Origin of the sequence: Pseudomonas gingeri, assembly GCF_013386165.1 — a bacterium.
Classification (GTDB): domain Bacteria; phylum Pseudomonadota; class Gammaproteobacteria; order Pseudomonadales; family Pseudomonadaceae; genus Aquipseudomonas; species Aquipseudomonas gingeri_C.
In genome coordinates, this window is sequence record NZ_JACAOS010000022.1 from 107,632 (window position 1) to 132,558 (window position 24,927).

19 protein-coding genes and 1 pseudogene are annotated in these 24,927 nt (G+C 61.8%); 9 read left to right on the forward strand and 11 right to left on the reverse strand.

Features of this window, described 5'->3' with window-relative positions; all coding sequences use genetic code 11:
- Nucleotides 1-639: 639 nt before the first annotated feature.
- The 8 genes from HX866_RS34505 to glnA all read right to left on the reverse strand — a co-directional run bounded on the left by HX866_RS34505 (nt 640) and on the right by glnA (nt 7,633).
- Nucleotides 640-762, reverse strand: coding sequence for a hypothetical protein (locus HX866_RS34505; protein WP_256345029.1), 123 nt, complete (start codon nt 760-762; stop codon nt 640-642).
- Nucleotides 763-837: 75 nt separating this feature from the next.
- A complete protein-coding gene (gene ntrC / locus HX866_RS28210; RefSeq protein ID WP_177090854.1) occupies nt 838-2,274 on the reverse strand; it encodes a nitrogen regulation protein NR(I) in 1,437 nt (478 codons plus the stop codon).
- A complete protein-coding gene (glnL, locus tag HX866_RS28215; protein WP_177090852.1) occupies nt 2,271-3,356 on the reverse strand; it encodes a nitrogen regulation protein NR(II) in 1,086 nt (361 codons plus the stop codon). The genes ntrC and glnL overlap by 4 nt, the downstream gene beginning before the upstream one ends.
- Before the next feature lie 251 nt (nt 3,357-3,607).
- Nucleotides 3,608-4,243: a DUF4124 domain-containing protein gene (locus HX866_RS28220; RefSeq protein WP_177140890.1), complete on the reverse strand. Its 636-nt coding sequence runs from the start codon at nt 4,241-4,243 to the stop codon at nt 3,608-3,610.
- Nucleotides 4,244-4,250: 7 nt separating this feature from the next.
- Nucleotides 4,251-4,781, reverse strand: a complete 531-nt coding sequence (locus tag HX866_RS28225; protein WP_177140891.1) for a DUF4124 domain-containing protein — start codon at nt 4,779-4,781, stop codon at nt 4,251-4,253.
- Nucleotides 4,782-4,864: 83 nt separating this feature from the next.
- Entirely contained in the window at nt 4,865-5,434 is a 570-nt protein-coding gene (locus HX866_RS28230; RefSeq protein ID WP_177090846.1) for a chorismate mutase, read from the reverse strand.
- Nucleotides 5,435-5,635: 201 nt separating this feature from the next.
- Nucleotides 5,636-6,022, reverse strand: coding sequence for a cupin domain-containing protein (locus tag HX866_RS28235; protein ID WP_177140892.1), 387 nt, complete (start codon nt 6,020-6,022; stop codon nt 5,636-5,638).
- A 204-nt stretch (nt 6,023-6,226) separates the two neighbouring features.
- Nucleotides 6,227-7,633: a type I glutamate--ammonia ligase gene (gene glnA / locus HX866_RS28240; protein ID WP_100940351.1), complete on the reverse strand. Its 1,407-nt coding sequence runs from the start codon at nt 7,631-7,633 to the stop codon at nt 6,227-6,229.
- A gap of 331 nt (nt 7,634-7,964) precedes the next feature.
- Here glnA and thiI point away from each other — a divergent pair, with 331 nt between their 5' ends.
- Nucleotides 7,965-9,419: a tRNA uracil 4-sulfurtransferase ThiI gene (thiI, locus tag HX866_RS28245; RefSeq protein WP_177103044.1), complete on the forward strand. Its 1,455-nt coding sequence runs from the start codon at nt 7,965-7,967 to the stop codon at nt 9,417-9,419.
- Nucleotides 9,420-9,558: 139 nt separating this feature from the next.
- A complete protein-coding gene (gene typA / locus HX866_RS28250) occupies nt 9,559-11,379 on the forward strand; it encodes a translational GTPase TypA (RefSeq protein ID WP_177090840.1) in 1,821 nt (606 codons plus the stop codon).
- Nucleotides 11,380-11,488: 109 nt separating this feature from the next.
- Here the strand turns inward: typA and HX866_RS28255 are convergent, their stop codons facing one another.
- Entirely contained in the window at nt 11,489-11,923 is a 435-nt protein-coding gene (locus HX866_RS28255; protein WP_177090838.1) for a YkgJ family cysteine cluster protein, read from the reverse strand.
- Nucleotides 11,924-12,189: 266 nt separating this feature from the next.
- Between HX866_RS28255 and HX866_RS28260 the strand changes: the two genes are divergently transcribed.
- The 5 genes from HX866_RS28260 to HX866_RS28280 all read left to right on the forward strand — a co-directional run bounded on the left by HX866_RS28260 (nt 12,190) and on the right by HX866_RS28280 (nt 21,620).
- Nucleotides 12,190-14,640, forward strand: coding sequence for a glycogen/starch/alpha-glucan phosphorylase (locus HX866_RS28260; RefSeq protein WP_177103043.1), 2,451 nt, complete (start codon nt 12,190-12,192; stop codon nt 14,638-14,640).
- A 96-nt stretch (nt 14,641-14,736) separates the two neighbouring features.
- The gene (locus tag HX866_RS28265) at nt 14,737-18,378 is read left to right on the forward strand and encodes a DUF2339 domain-containing protein (protein ID WP_177140893.1); all 3,642 of its coding nucleotides are present in this window, start codon (nt 14,737-14,739) and stop codon (nt 18,376-18,378) included.
- Between the two features lie 32 nt (nt 18,379-18,410).
- The gene (locus tag HX866_RS28270) at nt 18,411-19,739 is read left to right on the forward strand and encodes a DUF3999 domain-containing protein (protein ID WP_177140988.1); all 1,329 of its coding nucleotides are present in this window, start codon (nt 18,411-18,413) and stop codon (nt 19,737-19,739) included.
- A 263-nt stretch (nt 19,740-20,002) separates the two neighbouring features.
- Nucleotides 20,003-21,013 carry a class 1 fructose-bisphosphatase gene (locus tag HX866_RS28275; RefSeq protein ID WP_177090832.1) on the forward strand — a complete coding sequence of 337 codons (1,011 nt, stop codon included), beginning with the start codon at nt 20,003-20,005 and terminating at the stop codon, nt 21,011-21,013.
- Nucleotides 21,014-21,017: 4 nt separating this feature from the next.
- Entirely contained in the window at nt 21,018-21,620 is a 603-nt protein-coding gene (locus HX866_RS28280) for a DUF924 family protein (protein ID WP_177140894.1), read from the forward strand.
- 160 nt (nt 21,621-21,780) lie between these two features.
- On the opposite strand, the gene HX866_RS34910 is transcribed toward HX866_RS28280, so the two are convergent.
- Nucleotides 21,781-22,659 carry a methyl-accepting chemotaxis protein gene (locus HX866_RS34910; protein ID WP_371319298.1) on the reverse strand — a complete coding sequence of 293 codons (879 nt, stop codon included), beginning with the start codon at nt 22,657-22,659 and terminating at the stop codon, nt 21,781-21,783.
- Nucleotides 22,639-23,733: pseudogene (locus HX866_RS34915) on the reverse strand (HAMP domain-containing protein); the annotation flags it as partial. The gene HX866_RS34910 and the pseudogene HX866_RS34915, both read right to left, overlap by 21 nt.
- A gap of 341 nt (nt 23,734-24,074) precedes the next feature.
- Between HX866_RS34915 and HX866_RS28290 the strand changes: the two are divergent.
- Both HX866_RS28290 and HX866_RS28295 read left to right on the forward strand, forming a co-directional pair.
- A complete protein-coding gene (locus HX866_RS28290; protein ID WP_177090826.1) occupies nt 24,075-24,329 on the forward strand; it encodes a hypothetical protein in 255 nt (84 codons plus the stop codon).
- Nucleotides 24,330-24,359: 30 nt separating this feature from the next.
- On the forward strand, nt 24,360-24,917 hold the full coding sequence (locus HX866_RS28295; protein ID WP_177090824.1) for a lipocalin family protein: 558 nt from the start codon (nt 24,360-24,362) through the stop codon (nt 24,915-24,917).
- Nucleotides 24,918-24,927 lie beyond the last annotated feature (10 nt).

Here is a 24,927-nt window from a genome sequence, read left to right on the forward strand (position 1 = left end):
AGAGGGAATTCCTGACCTGCCTGTATCAGGGTTCCCAAAAGCGTCTTGGGACTCGTCGCTGTGAGCGGTATGAGTCCCGGTGTAAAGAAGGGGAGTCTTGACCTGCCTGTATCAAGGTCCCCGAAAGCATCTGGGCTCGTCGCTGTGAGCGGTATGAGCCCGGGTGTTAAAGAGGGAATTCCTGGCCTGCCTGTACCAGGGTTCCCAAAAGCGTCTTGGGACTCGTCGCTGTGAGCGGTGTGAGTCCCGGTGTAAAGAAGGGGAGTCTTGACCTGCCTGTATCAAGGTCCCCGAAAGCATCTGGACTCGTCGCTGTGAGCGGTAAGAGCCCGGGTGTTAAAGAGGGAATTCCTGGCCTGCCTGTACCAGGGTTCCCAAAAGCGTTTTGGGACTCGTCGCTGTGAGCGGTGTGAGTCCCGGTGTAAAGAAGGGGAGTCCTTGACCTGCCTGTATCAAGGTCCCCAAAACTGGGTTGTACTAGGGCTATTGCAGGGCGCGTGCCAGGTTTTGAAAAAAGCCAATAACTGCCCCTGATTTTTTTGCGGATGCGCTGAAAGCCCCTGAATACGGGGCCTTTCGCGATGATGTGAGAAAGCGTCGCAGACGCTTGTGAGCTTTGAGTGCCTGCTCGGTGTTGGCTCAACACGCATTGCCGTGGTGCACGCAGGCCTTTTGTAGGAGCAGCCGGTCGACGCTCGATTGCATCGCGATGCAGGCGGCGCGGTCTTTCAGGTGCGCCGCGTTATCGTTCATCGCGAGCAAGCTTGCTCCTACAAAAAAGCAAAAAACCCTCTACAGCCTGGCTGTAGAGGGTTTGGTTTGAAGCCGGTGGCGGACTCAGCTTTCGTCGCTGTCATCCTCATCACCACCATCGACCTTCATGCCCAGCTCCTTGATCTTGCGCGTCAAGGTGTTGCGGCCCCAGCCCAGCAACACGGCGGCGTCGCGACGGCGGCCGGCGGTGTGCTTGAGGGCGGTCTCGATCATGATCCGCTCGAAACTCGGCACGGCACTGTCCAGCAGGCTGGATTGGCCCCGGGCCAGCGCCTGGTCGGCCCACTGGCGCAGCGCCTGCTCCCAGTTGGTCACCGGTGCCGAATCCTGTGGCAGGTTCAGCAGCTCCGGCGGCAGGTCGCTGATATGCACCTCGCGACCGGAGGCCATCACGGTGATCCAGCGGCAGGTGTTCTCCAACTGACGGACGTTACCTGGCCACGGCAGGTTCTTCAGGTACTCCTCGGTTTCCGACTTCAGCAGCTTCGGCTCCACCGACAACTCCTGGGCGGCGCGGGCGAGGAAGTGCTTGGCCAGGGTCGGGATGTCTTCGCGACGGTCCGACATCCGCGGGATATGAATGCGGATCACGTTCAGGCGATGGAACAAGTCCTCGCGGAATTTGCCCGCGTGCACCAGGGTTTCCAGGTTCTGGTGGGTCGCGGCGATGATGCGCACGTCGACCTTGACCGGCGTATGCCCGCCGACCCGGTAGAACTCGCCGTCCGCCAGCACCCGCAGCAGACGGGTCTGGGTGTCGGCCGGCATGTCGCCGATCTCGTCGAGGAACAGGGTGCCGCCATCGGCCTGCTCGAAACGCCCACGACGCAGGTTGGCCGCACCGGTAAAGGCGCCTTTTTCGTGGCCGAACAGCTCGGACTCCATCAGGTCCTTGGGAATCGCCGCCATGTTCAAGGCGATAAACGGTTGGGCCGCCCGTGGACTGTGGCGGTGCAGGGCGTGGGCCACCAGCTCTTTACCGGTGCCGGATTCGCCGTTGATCAAGACCGTGATGTTGGAGTGGCTCAGGCGCCCGATGGCGCGAAACACTTCCTGCATCGCCGGTGCTTCACCGATGATTTCCGGGGTCCGCGTCAGGGTCGGCGCCACGGCCATGCCTTGCTGTTCCTGGGCATGCTGGTTGGCACGCTTGACCAGCGACACCGCTTCGTCGACGTCAAACGGCTTGGGCAGGTATTCGAACGCACCGCCCTGATAGGAAGCCACCGCGCTGTCGAGGTCGGAATGAGCGGTCATGATGATCACCGGCAGGCGCGGGTGCTGCTCGCGAATGCGCGCCAGCAGGTCCAGGCCACTGGCGCCGGGCATGCGGATGTCGGAGATGATCACATCCGGCTGCTGACGGACCAGGCGGCTCATTACGCCATCGGCACTGTCGAAGCTCTGGGTGGTCATGCCTTCCTGCTGCAGGGCTTTTTCCAGGACCCAGCGGATAGAACGGTCGTCATCGACGATCCACACGGTTTCACTACGGCTCATGTCGATGTGGCTCCTTGTTCCAGTGGCAGAAAGATCGAGAACGTGGTGTGGCCGGGGTGGCTTTCACACTCGATCAGGCCCTGGTGCTGGCTGATGATGTTCTGGGTAATGGCCAGGCCCAGCCCGGTACCGTCCGGGCGGCCGCTGACCATGGGATAGAAGATGGTTTCCTGCAGCTCGGCGGGAATCCCCGGGCCGTTGTCGGTGATCTCGATCTTGGTCACCAGGCGATGGCGCACATGGCCGATGGTGAACTGGCGGATCGCCCGGGTGCGCAGGCTGATGCGGCCCAGGCGCAGCTCGTTCTGGCTGCTGATGGCCTGCATGGCGTTGCGCACGATATTGAGCACGGCCTGGATCATCTGTTCACGGTCGATCAGCACGTCGGGAATACTGGGATCATAGTCGCGCACCAGATTGATGCAGCCTTGGCTCTCGGCTTCCACCAGGCTGCTGACGTGTTCCAGCACTTCGTGAACGTTGGTCATCGCCAGGGACGGCAGCTTGTTCGAGCCAAGCATGCGGTCCACCAGGTTACGCAGGCGATCGGCCTCTTCGATGATGACGTTGGTGTAGTCCTTCAGGCTTTCTTCCGGCAGCTCGCGGGCCAGCAACTGCGCGGCACCGCGAATCCCGCCCAGGGGGTTCTTGATCTCGTGGGCCAGGCCGCGCACCAGCATCTTGGTGGTTTCCTGCTTGGACAGCTGCGCCTCTTCCTTGGTGATCCGCAGCAGGCGGTCACGGGGATGGACCTCGAGCAGCAGCAAGGTCTCGCCCTGGCTGAGAATCGGCGTCACGGCGTAGTCGACGGTCAGGGTCTGGCCGGTCAGCGCGGTGAGCATGGCTTCACGCTTGGTGAACGGGTGCGCCTGTTCCACTGCCTGGCGCAGGGAATTCAAGGCCTCGACCGACTCGGTGAAGAGTTCGCTGATGAACTGGCCATGGCTGCGCTGGCCGCTGATGGCCAGGAGCATTTCCGCCGCCGGGTTCATGTACTCCAGACGCAGTTCGGCGTTGAGCAGGATGGTCGCGGTGGTCAGGTTGTCGAGTAACAGTCTGTGCAGGGCGTCGCTGATGGTCATGGGGACCTCTTTTGGAGCATGGCAAACGGGGCCGGTCCCGATTTGCGCGCGCGAACAAGGCGCCGATACGAGGAAAATGCAAAAAACAAACCAAGGCTCCGAAAAGAAGCGCGAATCCCCTGAAATGGGCGTTTCAGGCTCGATTGAGTGGCGTTCTGCCAGGCACGGCGGGTACTTTCGAACCAAAATGGGATTTGGTTCGGGTAGGTGTGCAGTTTAGTGCACCAATGTGGTGCCTTGGTGGTTGGCGCTCAGAGAAACGGCAAGATGCTGCTGCTTTCTTCCTCGGGCTTGTCCGCCAGCGGGCATTCCGGTCGTTGGCCGTAATCGGCGGTCTGGCAGGGATTGGCCTGGCGTTTCTGCGCCAGCGAGATGCGCACCATATGGAAGGGCTGGTTGGCCGTGCGTTCGGCGATCCGGCCCAAGTCGTCGAGGATCTCCACCGCGAGTTGGTGGCTGCCGCGGTCGATGTTGTTCAAGGCGAACACCGGGCTGGGTCCGGGCGCAGCGGTGGGTTTGCCGTCCAGCAGCAAGCGATAGGTGTGGCCGGGCATCAGGCCGGGCTCGCTGGTGACGCTGACGATCAGGTTGCCTTCGGTGCTGCGGATGGTCGCGTCGGGGTCCGGCACCAGGATGCGCAGCATCTGGTAATGAAAGATCGGCTGGACCTTGGGCTTTTCCGGTGCGGCGGGTGCAGGCAGAGGCGCCGCCGGTGTCAGCGACAGGCGATTGACCGGCGGCAAGGGCACCGTTTTGGCTCCGGCGTGGCGTTGGTCGGTGAAGACCCGATTACCCTGGCTGTCGATGTAGGTATAGATCTCGGCCAGCGCCGAGCCGGCGCACAGCGTCAGCAGCAGTGGCAACAGGCGGATTGGAGCTCGAATCATGAGCGGCTCAAGGCAGGTGCACCCGTTGGACGGTAAAGGGCACGGTGGCGCTTTGCTGGACGACCTGTTCCCCCGCCAGTACCTGGACGCCGAGGGTGTGGTCGCCGCGGTCGATATTCACCAGTTGCAGGCGTGGCACATTGCTCGGCTGGCCGTAGGGCGCGCCGTCGAGCACCAGGCGCAGCAGGTGCTCGCGTTGCAGGCGTGGCTCCAGCTTCACGCCGACGGTAAAGGTCCCGTTGTTGGCGCGCAGGGCTTCCTGGGTCGGGATATCCGTCAGTTCCAGGGTGCTGTAGGCCGCGCCAGTCTTGGCGGCTGCCGCCGCTGGGGCGGGTGTCGCTGGCGTGGGCAGCGGCAACGTGTACGACGGCTGCTGGCCCACGCTGTTGAGCGGCGGCAGTTCGACGGTTTGTGCGGCGGTGCCGTCGGGTGGCTGGTTGCTATAGGCCGTGTTACCGCTGGCATCGGTGTACTTGTAGATCTGTGCGGCGGCCGGCAAGGCGATGGCCATCAGCAGCAAAAGAAGGTTTCGACCCATGGGCGCTCCCGAGAGTGGTCTGGGCGGTGACATCCCGCCGAGGTGCTTCAGGGTGTCAGCATAGAGCACAACCTTCAACGGCTTCAGTGTCCGCTGATGCACAACTCGCCCACGGCGCGTATCAGGGCCAGGTCGTGGACCTTGTCGGTGCTCAGGGCCTGACGCTCCTTGGCCAGCCAGGCCGGGCATTGCGGGTCCTGCCGGGAACTGGCGAAGGCGGCGTAATGTTGCAGCAGGCGGACTTGCAACTGGTCAAGCGCCGGGCGGATCTGCTTGACCAGGTCGGGACGGGCGATGGTCGGGGCCTTGCCTGCGGCGTGCCACTTGGCCAGCAGGGCGTATTGCACCAATTTGTTGGCTTCGATCTGGGCGGCGAGGAATTGGCTCACGTCTTCAGGGTTGAGCTGATAGGTGGCGGCTTCCTGAGCGGCGTTGGCGATGACCTGCTGTTCGCGGGGGCTGTCCTGGATCGGTTTACCGCTGTCCCATTTGGTCAGGGCGACCTGATCGGCGATGTCCAGGCGTTCGCTGATGGCCTGGAGCAAGGGTGCGAGGGAGGCGGGAGCGGCTGTGGCTTTCGGGGCCGCAGCGAAGGCGCTGGTGCTGAGAAAGAGCAGTAGCAGCGGGCAGGCAAGGCGTTTGGTCAGGCGCATGGATCGAGCTTCGTCCAGAGGGTGGGTGCAGGGGGCTTGAGTAAACGTCACAAGCGCCGCCAGTTGCCAGTTTCTTTTCATGAAGAAAATGCGGGTCTGCATCAGAGTGGAGGGCGAAACCTGTGGGAGCGGGCTTGCTGGCGATTGCGAGGCAATGTTCGCCACCGTCATCGTGAGCAAGCTCGCTCCTACAGGGGCCGGTCAAAGGTTCGATTCCGAGAGCGGCATGCCCTCGGTGCCGGCATAGAACACCAGCAGGTCCACCGGCGTCGCGCCGGTCTTGGCGCGGTGCTGGATATTGACCAGGGCCGCTATTGTGTCTCCCTGTTTCAAGAGCCTGTGATGGCCGCTTTCCCGGGTCTCTACCCACACCTCACCCGAGAGGATGTAGGCGGCGCTGGGAATCGGATGGATATGCCAGCCCAGTTCGGTGTCGGCCGGAATATTGACCTGCAACAAGGTCAGTTCCGGTGGGCCCTTGGGGTAGCGTTCGTAAGGTGTGCCGTCCCAGGAACAGGTGCTGCGTAGCAGCACTTGGGCGCTGGGTTGGGGCGGGGTTTGGGCTGCGGGTGTCGAGATCGGGTTCATGGGCTGGCTTCCAGGTTAACGTCCTTGTACCGCACGCCATGCGCGGTGCCTGTGGTTCCCGTCGGTATGTCGGGAGTCCTAGTTAACGCCGCGTCGGATTGCCCTGCCAGTCTTGAAGCGTTTCAAGAAGTCTCGATTTCCGGCCATGAAAAAGGCCACCCGAAGGTGGCCTTTTGTTACGCCGCTTGCGCGAGCGCGACTGGCTTAGCAGCTGTAGTACAGCTCGTATTCCAGTGGGTGTACGAAGGTGCGGACTTTGATTTCTTCTTCGCTTTTCAGCTCGATGTAGGCATCGATGAAGTCGTCGCTGAATACGCCGCCTTTGGTCAGGAACGCACGACCTTTGTCCAGCTCTTCCAGGGCTTCTTTCAGGCTACCGCAAACCTGTGGGATCTCTTTGGCCTCTTCAGGCGGCAGGTCATACAGGTTTTTGTCAGCAGCGTCGCCAGGGTGGATCTTGTTCTGGATACCGTCCAGGCCGGCCATCATCAGTGCAGCGAAGGCCAGGTAAGGGTTGGCAGCCGGATCCGGGAAGCGGGCTTCGATACGACGAGCCTTGGGGCTGTTGACGTAAGGAATACGGATCGAGGCGGAGCGGTTGCGAGCCGAGTAGGCCAGCATCACTGGCGCTTCGAAACCTGGGACCAGACGCTTGTAGGAGTTGGTCGACGGGTTGGTGAAGCCGTTCAGGGCCTTACCGTGCTTGATGATACCGCCGATGAAGTACAGGGCGGTGTCGGACAGGCCGGCATAACCTTCGCCAGCGAAGGTGTTCTTGCCATCTTTGGAGATGGACATGTGAACGTGCATACCCGAGCCGTTGTCGCCGTACAGAGGCTTGGGCATGAAGGTAGCGGTACGGCCGTAGGCATCCGCCACGTTGTGTACGCAGTACTTCAGGGTCTGAACTTCGTCAGCCTTGTTGACCAGGGTGTTGAACTTCACACCGATTTCGTTCTGGCCGGCAGTCGCCACTTCGTGGTGGTGAACTTCGACGGTCTGACCCATCTCTTCCAGCGCGTTGCACATGGAGGTACGGATTTCGTGGTCGTGGTCGAACGGTGGAACCGGGAAGTAGCCGCCTTTGATACCTGGGCGGTGGCCTTTGTTGCCGCCTTCCACGTCCTGGTCGGACATCCACGAACCTTGTTCGGAGAAGATCTTGAACATGGAGCCGGAGATGTCGGACTTGAATTTGACCGAGTCGAAGATGAAGAACTCAGGCTCTGGACCGAAGAAAGCGGTATCGCCGATACCGGTCGACTTCAGGTATTCCTCGGCGCGACGGGCGATTGCACGTGGGTCGCGGTCGTAGCCTTGCATGGTCGAAGGCTCGATCACGTCGCAGACCAGGATCAGGGTCGGCTCTTCGGTGAACGGGTCGAGTACGGCAGTGCTGTCGTCCGGCATCAGGATCATGTCGGAGGCTTCGATACCTTTCCAGCCGGAGATGGAGGAGCCGTCGAACATTTTGCCGATTTCGAAGAATTCGTCATCCAGTGCATCACGGGCCGGCATGGTCACGTGGTGCTGAGTACCTTTGGTGTCCGTGAAGCGCAGATCAATCCATTTAACGTCATGATCTTTGATGAGTTGAACCGACTTCGACATAGTGTCCTCCGGGTGGCTTCGGGCTGGGTAGTGGAATTAGCCCTGAAAGAGTGGTGATGCCGGCGCGAATATCGGCCAAGGCAACCTGCCTCACAAGAGAGCAAATTGCATGCCAGTGCCCCGTGATGGGTTTTTTGCCCCGATTTCAAGCGTTGCAGCGAGCATAGGAGAATTTTCGGGCATTTGTCGCACCAATATGGTTCCAGGATAATGCGTAACGAACCATTTTGGTGCGCGTAAAACCATCTGCACAATAACTGGTTAAACCTTGAGCAATTTCCGCTATAATCCGCGCCCCCCTTTTTCGGCCGGCCCTTCGCGCGCTGTTTTCATGAAACTTATCGTAAAAGTCTTCCCCGAAATCACCATTAAAAGCCGCCCTGTCCGGATGAAATTCATTCGCCAGCTGGCCAAGAACATCCGTACCGTGCTCCGCGACCTGGACCCGAACGTGGTGGTGAACGGCGTGTGGGACAACCTCGAGCTGGAAACCGCGCTGAGCGAGCCCAAGGCCTTGCAGGAGCTGACGGAGCGCCTGTGCTGCATGCCGGGCATCGCGCATTTCCTGCAGGTCGACGAGTACCCGCTGGGCGACTTCGACGCGATCACCGCCCTGTGCAAAGAGCACTTCGGCGACGCCCTGCCCGGGAAGATTTTTTCGGTGCGCTGCAAGCGCGCCGGCAAGCACGATTTCACCTCCATGGACGTGGAAAAATACGTCGGCAGCCAGTTGCGCCGACAGTGCAATGCCGCCGGGATCTCCCTCAAGGAGCCGGAAATCGAAGTGCGGATGGAAATTCGCGACCAACGGTTGTTTGTCATCCACAGCCAGCACAATGGCCTGGGCGGCTACCCCTTGGGTTCCATCGAACAGACGCTGGTGCTGATGTCCGGCGGTTTCGATTCCACCGTGGCTGCCTACCAGATGATGCGCCGCGGCCTGATGAGCCATTTCTGCTTCTTCAACCTGGGCGGCCGCGCCCACGAGCTGGGGGTGATGGAAGTCGCCCACTACCTGTGGAAGAAGTACGGCAGCTCCCAGCGGGTGCTGTTTGTCAGCGTGCCGTTCGAGGAAGTGCTGGGAGAAATTCTCGGTAAAGTCGATAACAGTCATATGGGCGTAGTATTGAAGCGTATGATGTTGCGCGCTGCTACCGTCATGGCCGATCGCCTGGACATTGGCGCACTGGTGACCGGTGAGGCGATCTCCCAGGTATCCAGCCAGACGCTGCCGAACCTGTCGGTGATCGACTGCGTGACCGAGAAGCTGGTGATTCGCCCGCTGATCGCCAGTCACAAGCAGGACATCATCGACCAGGCGACCCAGATCGGCACGGCGGATTTCGCCAAGCACATGCCGGAATATTGCGGGGTCATTTCGGTGAACCCCAAGACCCACGCCAAGCGCAACCGCGTGGAGTATGAAGAACAACAGTTCGACATGGCGATTCTCGAGCGTGCGCTCGAGCGGGCCAAACTGGTACCCATCGATCGGGTGATCGACGAGTTGGGCCAGGATTTGCAGATTGAAGAAGTCAGCGAGGCGCTGGCCGGTCATATCGTCATCGACATCCGTCACCCGGATGCCCAGGACGACGACCCGCTGGCGATCGCTGGCATCGAGGTACAAGCGATGCCGTTTTATGCTCTGAACGCTCGTTTCAAGGAACTGGACCCTACTCGCCAGTACCTGTTGTATTGCGACAAAGGCGTGATGAGTCGCCTGCATGCCCACCATTTGCTCAGTGAGGGGCATGCCAATGTGCGCGTTTATCGACCGAGCTAAGTGCCCGGGGCTGTTTGCCTGTGGCTTGCGTCACCGGCCCCCCGACGCCGCCGTCAAGCTGTAACGGCCTTGCCGGACTCTGCTGTAAATCGCTGCCAAGACTTGTCAGCACACCGAATCCTCTGATCGAGATACACAAGTGATCGAAAATCTACGTAACATCGCCATCATTGCTCACGTTGACCATGGTAAGACCACCCTGGTAGACAAACTCTTGCGTCAATCCGGCACCCTGGAGCGCAACGAGCTCAACGACGAGCGCGTGATGGACTCCAACGACCAGGAGAAAGAGCGCGGTATTACCATTCTGGCGAAAAACACCGCCATCAACTGGAACGGCTACCACATCAACATCGTGGACACCCCGGGCCACGCCGACTTCGGCGGCGAAGTTGAACGTGTAATGTCGATGGTTGACTCCGTTCTGCTGCTGGTTGACGCTCAAGACGGCCCTATGCCGCAAACCCGTTTCGTGACCAAGAAGGCTTTCGAAGCCGGCCTGCGTCCGATCGTCTGCATCAACAAGGTTGACCGTCCAGGCGCGCGTCCGGACTGGGTTCTGGACCAGATCTTCGACCTGTTCGACAACCTCGGTGCTACCGAAGAACAGCTGGACTTCAAAGTCGTCTACGCCTCGGCCCTGAACGGCATTGCCGGTCTGGACCACAACGAAATGGCTGAAGACATGACCCCGCTGTACCAGTCGATCGTCGACAACGTACCAGCGCCGGCGGTTGACCGTGACGGTCCGTTCCAGATGCAGATCTCCGCACTGGACTACAACAGCTTCCTGGGTGTTATCGGTGTTGGCCGTATCGCTCGTGGTCGCGTCAAGCCGAACACTCCGGTTGTCGCCATTGGCGCCGACGGCAAGAAGCGTAACGGTCGTATCCTGAAGCTGATGGGTCACCACGGTCTGCACCGTGTAGACGTTGAAGAAGCAGCCGCAGGCGACATCGTTTGCATCAGCGGTATGGAGTCGTTGTTCATCTCCGACACCCTGTGCCACCCGGACACCGTTGAACCGATGAAGCCGTTGACCGTCGACGAGCCAACCGTTTCCATGACCTTCCAGGTAAACGACTCGCCATTCTGCGGTAAAGAAGGCAAGTTCGTGACTTCCCGTAACATCAAGGAACGTCTGGACAAAGAGCTGCTGTACAACGTTGCTCTGCGCGTTGAAGAAGGCGACTCGGCTGACAAGTTCAAGGTTTCCGGTCGCGGTGAGCTGCACCTCTCGGTACTGATCGAAACCATGCGTCGCGAAGGCTTCGAAATGGCTGTAGGCCGTCCGGAAGTGATCATCCGTCTGGTTGACGGCGTGAAGCATGAACCGTACGAAAACGTCACCATCGACCTGCCGGAAGAATCCCAGGGCAAGGTGATGGAAGAGATGGGCCTGCGTAAGGGCGACCTGACCAACATGGTGCCGGATGGCAAGGGCCGTGTTCGTCTGGAATACAACATCCCTGCTCGTGGTCTGATCGGTTTCCGTAACCAGTTCCTGACCCTGACCAACGGTGGCGGCATCCTGACCTCGATCTTCGACCGTTACGACGTGATGAAGTCCGGCGACATGTCCGGCCGTCAGAACGGCGTTCTGGTTTCGGTTGAAACCGGCAAGGCACTGACCTACTCCCTGGAAACCCTGCAGGCGCGTGGCAAGCTGTTCGTTGAACACGGTCAAGAGATCTACAACGGTCAGATCGTTGGTCTGAACAGCCGCGACAACGACCTGGGTGTCAACCCAACCAAAGGCAAGAAGCTCGACAACATGCGTGCTTCGGGCAAAGACGAAACCATCGCCCTGGTTCCACCTGTTCGCTTCACCCTGGAACAGGCTCTGGAATTCATCCAGGACGACGAGCTGTGCGAAGTCACGCCTAAGTCCATCCGTCTTCGCAAGAAGATCCTGGACGAAAGCGAGCGTACCCGCGCTGCCAAGAAAGCCAAGGCTTGATCGTTTAGCCCCGGCTGAATAAAAAACGCCCCCGACCTTGCGGTCGGGGGCGTTTTTTTATGCCCGGAGCAATAGCTGCAATTGAGGTAGTGAGCAGGTGCCTGTGGGCTTAGAACCGTTCCAGCGTCTTCAGCGGTGCCTGGCGTTCCGGGGTCTTGGGCTTGTAGGCGCAATAGCCGGGGCGTGGCCCGATTTTTGGATGGTTACGGCAGGTGTCCGGGCGTTTTTCGTAGATGGTGCACAACCGCGTCTTGCGATCCAGGTACAGGCAATCGTTGTTGCTCATGCGCTGCAAGGTGAAGATCTCGGACTTCTGGTTGTAGCGCTCGACGATCCCTTCCTTCTGCAGGCGCTTGGCGATGTTCTTCGGCGGGTCGCCACGCTCGAATTCGTCGACGATGCCGATGCGGATCAGGTCCTTGATCTTCACTTCCACCGGCAAGGTGCAGCAACTGGACATGCAGCCTCCGCACATATGGCTGGAGTATTTCTGCCAGGTCTCGAGACGGTCGAGTTCCGCGGCAGCGATCAGGGTCGGTTTCATCGGGCGTGTTGTCCAGGGTGTATCAGGGCGCGCGATGATACCGGGGCTGGTGGATTTGTGAACAACCTTTTGACGGTTTTTCATACAAATGCGCGTTTGCAGGGAGATTTCCAAATGACTGCATGCTTTTGGGGCAACAGCGGTTCATCGGCTTTTCCAGACCGTTCCCGCAAAAAACGCCGAACCTGCGCTGTCGCCCCCTGTCGAACCGTCTAGGCTCAGAAAACTCGTCTTTCAAATCGTCCATCTCGCTAGAGGTCGTATCGATGTCTCAGGAACCGCTTGTCCGTGAAGCCGAGGTCGCTGCTTTTCGCGACGCTGTCCTCGCCAAACTTACATACGCGGTGGGCAAGGACCCGGACCACGCGTTTGATCATGACTGGTTCGAGGCGATTGCCTTGGCCGCCCGCGACCATATGGTCGAGCGCTGGATGGACCACACCCGGCATATTTACCGCAAGGGCCAGAAGCGGGTGTATTACCTGTCGCTGGAATTCCTGATCGGTCGGCTGCTCTACGACAGCCTGAGCAACCTCGGCCTGCTGGAGGTGGTTCGCGAGGCGATGGTGGAGCTCGGCGTGGACCTGGAGCGTATTCGCCTGCTGGAGCCCGATGCGGCGCTTGGCAACGGTGGCCTGGGGCGCTTGGCGGCCTGCTTCATGGAAAGCATGTCGACCCTCGGCATCGCCGGCCACGGTTATGGCATCCGTTACGAGCACGGCTTGTTCCGCCAGGCCATCGTCGATGGCTGGCAGCAGGAGCAGACCGAGAACTGGCTGGACTTTGGCAACCCCTGGGAGTTCGAACGCGCCGAAGTGATCTATCCCGTGGGGTTCGGTGGCCATGTGCAAACTGTCACCGACGAAAACGGCGCGACCCGCCAGGTCTGGACCGCGTCGGAAACCGTGCGCGCGGTGGCCTATGACACGCCCGTGGTGGGTTGGCGTGGGACCAGTGTGAACACCTTGCGGTTGTGGCGGGCGCGGGCGACCGAAGAGCTGCACCTGGAGCGCTTCAACGCCGGCGACCACCTCGGCGCGGTGGCTGAAGTGGCCCGGGCCGAGAGCATTTCCCGGGTCCTGTACCCGGCCGACAGCACCGAGGCCGGCCAGGAACTGCGGCTGCGCCAGGAGTACTTTTTTGTCTCCGCGTCGTTGCAGGACCTGCTGCGGCGGCACAAGAACATGCATGACTCGGTGCTCAGCCTCGGCGAGCACGCGGCGATCCAGCTCAACGACACCCACCCCTCGATTGCCGTGGCCGAGTTGATGCGCCAACTGGTCGACCTGCACGATATCGCCTGGGACGCGGCCTGGCAGGTGACGGTGGAAACCCTCTCCTACACCAACCACACGTTGCTCCCCGAAGCCCTGGAAACCTGGCCGGTAGGCCTGATGGAACGCATGCTGCCGCGGCATATGCAGATCATCTACCTGATCAACGCCCAGCACATCGATTCGCTGCGGGCCAAGGGCACCCACGATTTCGACGTCCTGCGCGCGGTGTCGCTGATCGAGGAGGACAACGGTCGGCGGGTGCGCATGGGCAACCTGGCGTTCCTCGGTTCCCACAGCGTCAACGGCGTTTCCGGCCTGCACACCCAACTGATGCGCAGCACGGTGTTTTCCGAGCTGCACAAACTCTATCCGGAGCGGATCAACAACAAGACCAACGGCATCACCTTCCGCCGCTGGCTCTACCAGGCCAACCCGAAGCTCACCGCGATGATGGTCGATGCCGTGGGCCCCGAGCTGCTGGATAACCCCGAGGAACTGTTGCTGGGCCTGGAGCCCTTTGCCGAGAAGGCCGGCTTTCGCAAGCAGTTCGCCGAGCAGCGCCTGCACAGCAAGCGCGCCCTGGCGGCGTTGATCCATGAGCGCCTGGGGATCGCGGTGAACCCGGCGGCGATGTTCGACGTGCAGGTCAAACGCATCCACGAGTACAAGCGCCAGTTGCTCAACCTGCTGCACACCGTGGCCCTGTACCAGGCCATCCGCGCCGAGCCGGAAACCGACTGGGTGCCCCGGGTGAAGATTTTCGCCGGCAAGGCGGCGGCCAGCTATCACCAGGCCAAGTTGATCATCAAGCTGACCAACGATATTGCCCGGACGGTGAACAACGACCCGACCGTGCGCGGTCTGCTCAAGGTGGTGTTCCTGCCCAACTACAACGTCAGCCTGGCGGAAAGCATCATTCCGGCGGCGGACCTGTCGGAGCAGATTTCCACTGCCGGTTTCGAGGCCTCGGGCACCAGCAACATGAAGTTCGGCCTCAATGGCGCGCTGACCATCGGCACCATGGACGGGGCCAACGTGGAGATGTGCGAACGGATCGGCGAGGAGCACATGTTCATCTTCGGTCTCAGCGCCCAGCAGGTGGAGTCGCGCAAACGCAACGGCGAATTCAGTGCGGCGGGGGATGTGGCCGCCTCCCATCGACTCAACGATGTGCTGCAAGCGATTCGTGGTGGGGTGTTTTCACCGGATGATCCGTCCCGTTATGTCGGGCTGGTGGATTCGCTGATCGACTATGACCGCTTCCTGGTCTGCGCCGATTTTGATTCCTACTGGAATGCCCAGGCCCGGGTCGAAGCCCATTGGCACGACTCCAAAGAGTGGTGGCGTTCTGCCGTACTTAACAGTGCGCGAATGGGCTGGTTCTCTTCGGACCGGACGATTCGTGAATACGCCACGGAAATCTGGAAAGCGCTGGACTGATCTTTTGCGGCAAGTTGTGCGTCCGGCCCCACTTTCCGGGGGCCGGATCGATATACTACGCGGCATCTTTTCGGACGCCGCATAGGGATATCGCGCATGCAATGGATTCTGATGCTGGTGGGCCTGGCACTCGGCTGGCTGGTGGATTCGGTGTTTACCGACGCCCTGATCGGCGCCCTGCTGGGCCTGGGCATCGGCCAGGGTTTTCGGCTGATAAGCCTGGGTCGGCAAGCGGCGGCGCAGGTGGTTCAGTTGGAGCAGGCGCGTAAAGCCCTGGCGACCGTCGAACTGCGTGTACGGCAGCTTGAAATTGCCTCGAGCAGAACGCCTGAGGCGTCGGTTGCCCCTCTGGTGACCGAGGTCGCCCCCGAGGCAGCCGCGCAAACGCCGCAAGCCGTTGCCGAACAGGCTCCGGTCGAACAACCCGCTGAATCGATCCCCGAAGCCCTGCGCGCCGTTCCCGAATTGGTCTGGGAACTGCCGGACGACTTCCAGCAGCCCCTGCATGAAACGCCGCCAGTCGAAAGTCTGCACCCTGAGGTCGATGCCTGGGCGCCGGAACCGGCCATGGCTCGGGTCCGCGAGCCGCAAGCGCCTCCTGGCCCACGAGAACCCAATCTGATCGAACGTGCCCTGGCCGGTGCGCGCAGCTGGCTGTTCGGCGGCAACACGGTCCTGCGGGTCGGTGTGCTCCTGCTGTTCCTCGGCCTGGCCTTCCTGTTGCGTTATGCCACCGAAGGCATGGTGGTGCCGATCGAGGCCCGTTACGCCGGGGTCGCCGCCTGCGCCCTGGGCCTGCTCGGGCTCGGTTGGTGGCTGCGCCTGCGTAACGGCAATTACGCGTTGATGCTGCAAGGTACCGGGATCGCGGTGTTGTATCTGACGGTGTTTGCCGCGATGCGCCTGCATCCGCTGCTCGACCCGTCGGCCGCCCTCGGCCTGCTGGTGGCGGTCACGCTGTTTTCGGCGATTCTCGCCATCACCCAGGACGCCCTTGGCCTGGCTGCCGCCGCCGCACTGGGCGGTTTCGCCGCACCGATCCTGACCTCCACCGGCAGCGGCAACCATGTGGCGCTGTTCAGCTATTTCGCCTTGCTCAATGCCGGCATCCTCGCGATTGCCTGGTTCAAGACCTGGCGCTTGCTCAACCTGATCGGTTTTGTCGGCACCTTCGGGATCGGTTTCGCCTGGGGCCTGCGTTCGTATCAGCCGGAATTGCTCTGGAGCACCGAACCCTTCCTGGTGCTGTTCTTCCTGATGTACCTGGCGATCGGCCTGCTGTTTGCCCGACGCAAATTGCGCGAGATGGCCGCCGGTCCCGAGGACGACAGCCGTGAGGCGCTGCTGCGCTGGTCGGCTCGCCAGGGTGATTATGTCGATGGCGCCATGTTGTTCGGCCCACCGCTGGTGGGCTTCGGCCTGCAATTCGCGGTGGTCCAGCACCTGGAGTTCGCGGCGGCCTTCAGTGCCCTGGCCCTGGGGATTATCTACATGGGGCTGGCGCGGATACTCGCCGGTGGTCGCGCCTTGCTGCTGGGGGAAACCTGCCTGGCCCTGGGTGTGATCTTCGCCAGCCTGGCGATCCCGCTGGGCCTGGATGCGCGCTGGACGTCAGCGGCCTGGGCAGTGGAAGGGGCGGGGATCTTCTGGCTCGGCGTGCGCCAGCAGCGGCCGTTCGCCCGGGCGTTTGCCCTGTTGTTGCAGATCGGCTCGGCGCTGGCGTTTCTCGGCAAGCTGCAACTCGGTGAAACCAGTCTGTTAAGTGGTGCCCCGCTAGGTGCCCTGCTGCTGGGCTTGGCCTTGCTTTTCAGCTTCCAGCAAGTGCGCAAGGCCATGCCTGAACAGCTCTCGTCCTGGGAGCGCAACCTGGCCCCGGTGCTGGCCTGTAGTGGCCTGACCTTCCTCTACCTGCTGGCGCCGCTGTTCTTCTTTACCCAGGGCACGGCGATCAGCTGGGCGTTGGCCGGGCTGGCGACCCTATTTGTCGGCCTGCGCCTGCAATCGCGCAGCTTCCTGTTCAGTGCCTTTGCCGTGCAGTTGCTCGGCGGTGCGCTGTTCCTGCTGCGCCTGCAAGGTGCCCAGGGTGACTCGACGGCGGTGTTCAACGCCGGCTGGAGCGGCCTGATGAGCGCTTCGCTGATCGGTTTGTCGCTGATCGCCGGGATGTTGCTGGCGGCTCGCGACGACATGGTGCGCAACGATGCTCGCCTGCTCCGTGGCCTGTCGGTGGTGTTGCTGGCGGGGCTGGTGCTGATCAACCTCGCCGTGCTCTTTGTCCTGCCGTGGGAAACCGCCAGCGGGGTCTGGGCCGCCAGTGGCTTGTTGATCATCTGGCTGAGCCTGTACTTGCAGCAACGGCTGAGTTTCTTCTTCGGCCTGCTGTTGCAGGTGATCGGCGGCGCGGCCTTCCTGATGGCCGAGCCGGAGCTGTTCCAGGCACTGTCCGCCGAGGGGCTGCGACCATTGGCCCACAGTGGTTTCTGGACGCCGATGGTCCTGAGCCTGGCCGCCATGATCGGTGCCTGGCGTTTGCAGCGCGGCACCCCGGCGGCGGCCTTCAACGCCCTGAGCTTGGGCGGCCTATCCAATGTCCTGCTGGTCTGGGGCGCGCTCTGGTGGGGACTGGCCTGGGTCAGTGAAATCCTGCGGTTTGTCTCGACGCATCTCCAGGCCCAGGTATTGCTGGGGTTGGCGGCGATCAGCGTGGCGCTCTGGGCGCTGCTGGCCTCGCGCTTGAACTGGCCGACCCTGGGCCGGCTCTGCACCTTGCTGACGCCGGTGGCGGTGCTGGTGCTCTATGGTGCCTGGCACCCGGCTTATCATCCCGCGGCCGATTACGGTTGGCTGGCCTGGGCGGCGGTGTTCGTCGTGCATCTGCTGTCCTTGCGCCGTCTGGCGCCGATCCTGCCTGCCCGAGCCCTGAGTTATGCCCATGTGCTGGGCTGCTGGCTGATCCTCGGTGTGCTGGCGCTGGAGCTGCGTTTCGGCCTGATGAGCCTGTCCGAGCACTACAACGCCTGGCGCTGGCTGGGCTGGGCGATCCTGCCGAGCCTCTATCTGGTGCTGATGGCCGCGCCCCGCCAATGGCCGTGGCCGGTGGCGGCGTACCCGCGTGAATATCGCCTCTACGCCGCCTTGCCCCTGGCCGTGTTGATGCTGGCCTGGTTCTGGCTGGCGAACACCTTCAGCGACGGGCAGGCCGAGCCGTTGCCGTATGTGCCGCTGCTCAACCCGTTGGAGCTGGGGCTGATGTTCGCCCTGCTGGGGATCTATCTCTGGTCGCAGAGCGCCGTGGCGCAATGGGCCTTGCGTCGCGACTATGCCGCGCTGGTCACCCAGGCCGTGGCCGGGCTGTCGCTGTTCGCCTTTGTCAGCGCGCTGGTGATGCGCACCGCGCACCATTGGGGCGGCGTGCCGTTCAATCTGGATGACCTGCTGGAGTCGATGCAGGTGCAGGCGGGCTTGTCGATTGCCTGGACCCTGATTGCGCTGGGCCTGATGATCGGCGGGCATCTGCGCCATCGCCGCGAAGTCTGGCTGGTGGGAGCGGCGTTGATCGCCGTGGTGGTCGCCAAGCTGTTTTTTGTCGAATTGAGCAACCGTGGCGGGCTGGCGCGGATTGTCTCGTTCATCGGCGTGGGCGTGCTGTTGCTGGTGGTCGGTTACTTTGCGCCGCTACCGCCAAAACGTCCGGAGCCAAAGCCGCTGACCGGGGAAACTGAAGGAGTGTCGTCTTGATTCACAAATCGAGCCCGGGCTGGTTGGGCATCATGGGGTTGTGTGCGGCGCTGTCGGCGTTCGCCCAGGAAAAACCCACCGACTACAGCACCCGGGTGCCTTTGACCCTGAGTGGCGAGGGGCCTTGGTATCGCCTGGAATTGCCGCTGACGTTGCAGTTGAATGCACGCCAGTCCGATCTCAGCGATGTGCGAGTGTTCAATGCCGCGGGCGAACCCCAGGCCTATGCCCTGGCGCGGGAACAGGCGCAGGCGACCCAGAGCAACAGCCTGACGGATGTGAAGTGGTTCCCGCTGTACAACTCGGCGGATGCGCCCCAGGCCACGCCGAGTGTGCGGGTCCAGTCGTCGGCCAACGGGACCCTGGTGGAGGTGAGTCCTTCAGGTCAGTTGCCAGCGGGTGAAAAAGTGCTGCGTGGCTGGCTGTTGGATGCCAGCGCGATCAAGACGCCGTTGCAGCAGCTTGTCCTGGATTGGGGCAGCGAGCGCGACGGCTTCCAGCGCTTCAGCATCGAGGCCAGCGACGACTTGCAGCACTGGCAGGCCTGGGGGGATGGGCAGGTGGCGCGTCTGTCGTTTGCCGATGAGCGGGTGGAGCAGCATGAAGTGGCCTTGCCGGGGTTGTCGGCGCGCTACTTGCGCCTGCTGTGGCAATCGCCGCAGGCGGCGCCGATGCTCAGTTCGGCGCAGTTGGCCAGTTCCACCACCAGCAGCCTGCCATTGCCGTTGGTGTGGTCGCAGCCGCTGGCCGGCACGAGCGCCAAGGCCGGGGAATACACCTGGCAGTTGCCCCTCGGTTTGCCGCTTGAACAGGTGCGGGTCGAACTGGCGCAGGCCAACAGCCTGGCGCCGGTGAACTTGTATGGACGCCAGGATGGCAATGCGCCCTGGCAGACGCTCAGCAGCGGTTTGCTCTACCGCCTGACCCAGAATGGCCAGGACGTGGTCCAGGATCAGTTGCAGTTGCCCGGCCGTGCCGTGGCGCAATTGAGGCTGGTGGTCGACGAACGTGGTGGTGGCCTGGGCGCCCAGGCGCCGACCTTGCGTTTCGCGGTGCGCAGCACGCAAGTGGTGTTCCTGGCCCGTGGCGAGCCGCCGTTTTCCCTGGCGCTGGGCAACCCGACGGTCAAGGCGGCGAACCTGTCGTTGTCGACCCTGATCCCCGATTACAGCCCACAGCGCCTGGCGGGGTTGGGCCAGGCCACGGCGACCGGGGCGGCGGTCACCACGCTGCAACCTCCGGTGGTGCCGGTTGCGCTGGGCACCGACTGGAAGAAAATCGGTTTGTGGGCCGTCTTGTTGCTGGGGGTAGCGGCCTTGGCCGGGATGGCCTTCAGCTTGCTGCGCAAACCGCAGGTGTAGGCGCTGGCTTGCTGGCGATGGCGGCCGATTGGGCGACGCAGGGCTTGCGTGCCTCATCGCCAGCAAGCTAACTCCTACAGGGTTTGCGTCGTTCCCGGGGTGTGTGGTCATGATCCGGAGCAGGGGATTTCTGCTGTTTTTGCACTACGCTCAACCCGGTCCATGAACTCTCCGTGTCGGAACTCGGTCTGACAGGAGGCAATACAGGCCGACTCGCGTTAAACTGCGCGGGTTTTCAGCCCCCCCCATCTCCGGAGCCATCCATGTCCCGCGTTACCCTGAGTCGCTATTTGATTGAGCAGACCCGCAGCAACAACACCCCTGCCGATCTGCGTTTCCTGATCGAAGTGGTCGCGCGTGCTTGCAAGGAAATCAGCCATGCCGTCTCCAAAGGCGCGTTGGGTGGGGTTCTGGGCAGCATGGGAACTGAGAACGTACAGGGCGAAGTGCAGAAGAAGCTCGACGTGTTGTCCAACGAAATCCTCCTCGAAGCCAACGAATGGGGCGGTCACCTGGCCGGCATGGCGTCCGAAGAAATGGACAATGCCTACCAGATCCCCGGCAAGTACCCGAAAGGCGCGTACCTGCTGGTATTCGACCCGCTGGACGGTTCGTCGAACATCGATATCAACGCCCCGGTCGGTACCATCTTCTCGGTACTGCGTTGCCCGAACGAATACCTGAGCCAGAACGAAGCCTTGAACGAAAAGGCTTTCCTGCAGCCAGGGACCGAGCAGGTCGCCGCCGGTTATGCCATCTACGGCCCGCAGACCATGCTGGTGCTGACCCTGGGTGATGGCGTGAAAGGCTTTACCCTTGACCGTGAAATGGGCAGCTTCGTGCTGACCCACGAAGACATCACGATCCCGGCCTCCACTCAGGAATTCGCGATCAACATGTCCAACCAGCGTCACTGGGAAGCGCCGGTACAACGCTACGTCGGCGAATTGCTGGCCGGCGAAGAAGGCCCACTGAAAAAGAACTACAACATGCGTTGGGTGGCCGCGATGGTAGCGGACGTGCACCGCATCCTGACCCGTGGCGGTCTGTTCATGTACCCGCGCGACAGCCGCGAGCCGTCCAAGCCGGGCAAGCTGCGTCTGATGTACGAAGCCAATCCGATGTCGTTCCTGGTGGAACAGGCGGGCGGCGCGTCCACCGACGGCCACCAGCGCATTCTCGACATCCAGCCTGAAGGCCTGCACCAGCGTGTGGCGGTGTTCCTCGGCTCGAAGGAAGAAGTGGCGCGGATCACCGGCTACCACAAGGACTGAACCCATGTCCGCGTCCTGGCAGCCCTTGCTTGAGTGGTGGTTCGGTTCAGCCGAGACGACCGCCGGGCAGGTGGCTGACAAGGGCCGGTTGTGGTTCGGCAAGCGCGACAGCCAGGACCTTGAAGCGCGCGAGCGTTTCGGGGCCTGGGTCGAGCAGGCACTGGCTGGCGATTTGGCCGAGTGGACGCAATGTCCCGAAGGCTGGCTGGCGGTGGTGCTGTTGCTCGATCAGCTACCACGGATGATCTTCCGCGATACCCCCAAGGCTTTTTCCGGTGATGCGCGTGCCCAGGTGCTTGTCGCGCAGGGGATAACGACGGGTTTCGATCGGCAGTTGTCGGCGTTGCAGCGGGTGTTTATCTACCTGGTGCTGGAGCACTGCGAGGCGCTGACGGTGCAGGACGAGGCGGTGTCGCGTTTTGCGGCGCTGCTGGCGCAGCAGTCGGAGGCGGATCGGGGGATATTTGCCGATTATCTGGATTATGCCGAACGGCATCGCCAGGTCATTGCCCGGTTCGGGCGCTTTCCCCATCGCAATCTGATGCTCGGGCGTGAGTCCACGGACGAGGAGCTGGCGTTCTTGCGCGAGCCGGGTTCACGCTTCTAACTCTTGTGGCGAGCGGGCTTGCCCGCGCTCGGCTGCGAAGCAGTCGTAAAACCGATCACCGTGTTCTACCTGAAACACCGCAATCACCGATTTCAGGGCCGCTTCGCAGCCCAGCGCGGGCAAGCCCGCTCGCCACAGGAAGGGTGCCAGCCCCGGAGCGTTAAATCCGGAAACTGCCCACCAACTGCTTCAACCGCGCCGCCTGCTGTTCCAGGTCCGCGCAGGCGCGCAAGGTCGATTGCAGGTTTTCCACGCCTTCCTGGTTCAAGGTGTTGATCTCGGTAATGTCGACGTTGATCGACTCCACCACCGCTGTCTGCTCCTCGGTCGCCGTCGCCACCGACTGGTTCATGCCGTCGATCTCGCCGATCCGCTGGGTCACGCTACCCAGCCGCTCGCCCGCCTGGTTGGCGATGCCCACGCTGCTGTCGCTCTGGCGCTGGCTGTCGGTCATGATGCTGACCGCTTCCCGGGCACCGACCTGCAACTCCTCGATCATCTTCTGCACTTGCTGCGCCGAATCCTGGGTACGGTGCGCCAGGTTGCGCACTTCATCGGCCACCACCGCAAACCCACGCCCGGCTTCCCCAGCCCGCGCCGCCTCGATGGCCGCGTTGAGCGCCAGCAGGTTGGTCTGCTGGGAAATACCGGTGATCACTTCGAGAATCTGCCCGATGTTCACCGTGTTGCTGTTCAGGGTTTCGATATTGCCGCACGAATCACTGATCTTGGCCGACAGTTGCTGCATCGCGGTGATGGTCTTCTCCACCACCTGCTGACCGTCTTCGGCCAGGCTGCGGGCTTCGCTCGAATGTTGCGAGGCGAGGGCGGCGTTCTGCGCGATCTCCTGGGCCGCGGCACCGAGTTGGTTGATCGCTGCCGCCACGCTGCTGGTACGGTTGGCCTGCTGGTCGGAGTTGATCATCGACGAATTCGAGGCGCTGACCACCCGCAAGGCCACTTCGTTGACCTGGCCGGTGGCCGAGGCGACTTCGCGGATCGAGGTGTGGATACGTTCGACAAAGCGGTTGAAGGACATGCCCAGGGTGCCGAACTCGTCGTGGCCGTGGATGACCAGGCGTTTGGTCAGGTCGCCTTCACCCTCGGCGATGTCGTGCATGGCCCGGCCCATCACGTGCAGCGGCTGCATCAGCACGCGGATCAGCATGCCCAGCAGGGCGATGATGATGATCACGGCGATCACCGTGGCAATGATCGCCGAGGTGCGGAACTCGCTGAGCATGGAGAACGCGGTGTCCTGGTCGAGCACCAGGGCGACGTACCAGTCCACCGAAGACACGCCGTTGACGTGGGTGAAGGAGATGAACTGATGCTTGCCGTCCGCCTCGACTTCCTTGAGCCCGGTGCTGATTTTCGGGGTATCGGTCGGGTAGGCGTCAGAGAGGTTTTTCAGGATCAGTTTACTGTCCGGGTGAATCAGGATCTTGCCGTCGGCGCTGACGATAAACGCATGGCCGTGGCCGCCGAAGTTCAACGAGTTGATGATGGCGCTGACGCTGCCCAGGTCGATATCGGCACCGGTCACGCCGATGAACTGGCCCTGGTTCTGCACCGGGGTGGCCAGGGTGATCACCAGTTTGCCGGAGGACGCGGCGATGTAGGGTTCGGTGACGATGGTCTGCTGGGCGGCGGTGGCAGCCTTGTACCAGCCGCGTGAGCGTGGGTCGTAGTCGGCGGGGCGGTTGCCCACCGGAACCGAAGTCATCACGCCTTGCGCACTGCCGAAATAGCTGAGCTGGAAGTTGCTGGCGTAGGTGGGCAGGCCGATGGCGTGTTTCAGGCTGTCGGCGGAGCTGCCGTCCACGGCAATCTGCTGGGACAGCGATTGCAGCAGTTGAATACGGCTTTCCAACCAGGTCTGGATGTTGCTGGTGGTCAAGCTGCCCAATGCCTGCATCGAGTCTTCGGTGCTGCTGCGCAGGGCCTCGCGTTGGCGGTAATCGTTGAACAGAATGAAGCAGGCGAACGCCACCGCGACCACCAAGGCCGCCGCCAACAGGATTTTATGGCTGAATTTGAGGTTTTTGGTCATGAAATGAGCTGTCCACAGGGGGGGCTGGTCAACGAGGGGCGTCAATTTGCCACAGGTCATGACCTGTGGGGCAATTTCTCTTGGTCAACGTCGGCGTCGGAAGTCCTTGTCCTGTTTTTCCATTGCTCGCCATGGCGGGAGGTAGCGCCTTGTATATAGGCCTACGGGCCTTCCATGAAGGCAAAATACTATTACTCAATTATGTCGACATCTTTGCGCCGAAGATTAGTCTCCAGGCGATAAAGCCGACGAAATGCCGGTTTCGCTGGATAAAGTGCCTGAAAACTCTTGAAGGAAATCGCTGTAAGAAAAGCACCTGGGCTCGGGAACCAGATGGCTCTTTTCTCTTCTAAGCTTGCGGTAGGCAGCCGTGCCCACCTTTTGAGCCCCAGGAGTTCCCCATGTCGTTGCGCTCTCTCGCCCTTTTGTCGTTCTGCGTGCTGTTGGTCGCGTGCAGCAAGGTCAATCAGGAAAACTACTCGAAAATCTCTGCGGGCATGGACAAGGTCGAGGTCGAGAAACTGCTCGGCTCGCCGTCGGACTGTTCCGGTGCACTCGGCATGTCCAGTTGCACCTGGGGTAACAAGAACAGCTTTATCAGCGTGCAGTATGCCGGTGACAAAGTCCTGATGTTTTCCGGGCAAGGCCTGAAGTAAACCGGGGCGATCGCCCGCGGGAGAAGAATAATGTTGCGTTTAGTGGTCACTCTTTTGGCCGGCTTGTTGCTGGCCGGTTGCGCTACGTCCGGCGACGATTTGGCGCCCAAGACCGCAGGTCATGTGGACCTGAACCGTTATCAGGGCACCTGGTACGAATTGGCCCGGATGCCGATGTATTTCCAGCGCAATTGCGCGCAGTCGGAAGCCCGCTACAGCCTGATGGCCGATGGCAAGGTGGCGGTGTTCAATCGTTGCCTGACCGAGCAGTGGACCTGGGAAGAAGCCAAGGGCACGGCGACGCCGCAGGTGCCGGGGCAGACCGACAAGCTGTGGGTGAAGTTCGATAACTGGTTCACGTCGCTGTTACCGGGCGTGGCCAAGGCCGACTACTGGATCCTGTACGTCAGCGACGACTACAAGACGGCGATTGTCGGCAATCCGAATCGTCGCTACCTGTGGTTGTTGTCGCGTTCGACCAAGGTCACTGCGGAGACCCGTGAGGACCTGCTGAGCCGGGCGCGCCAGCAGGGTTACGACACCACCCGATTGATCTGGCGCACGCCGGATTCGAAGATGCCCAACTGAACCCAGAAAC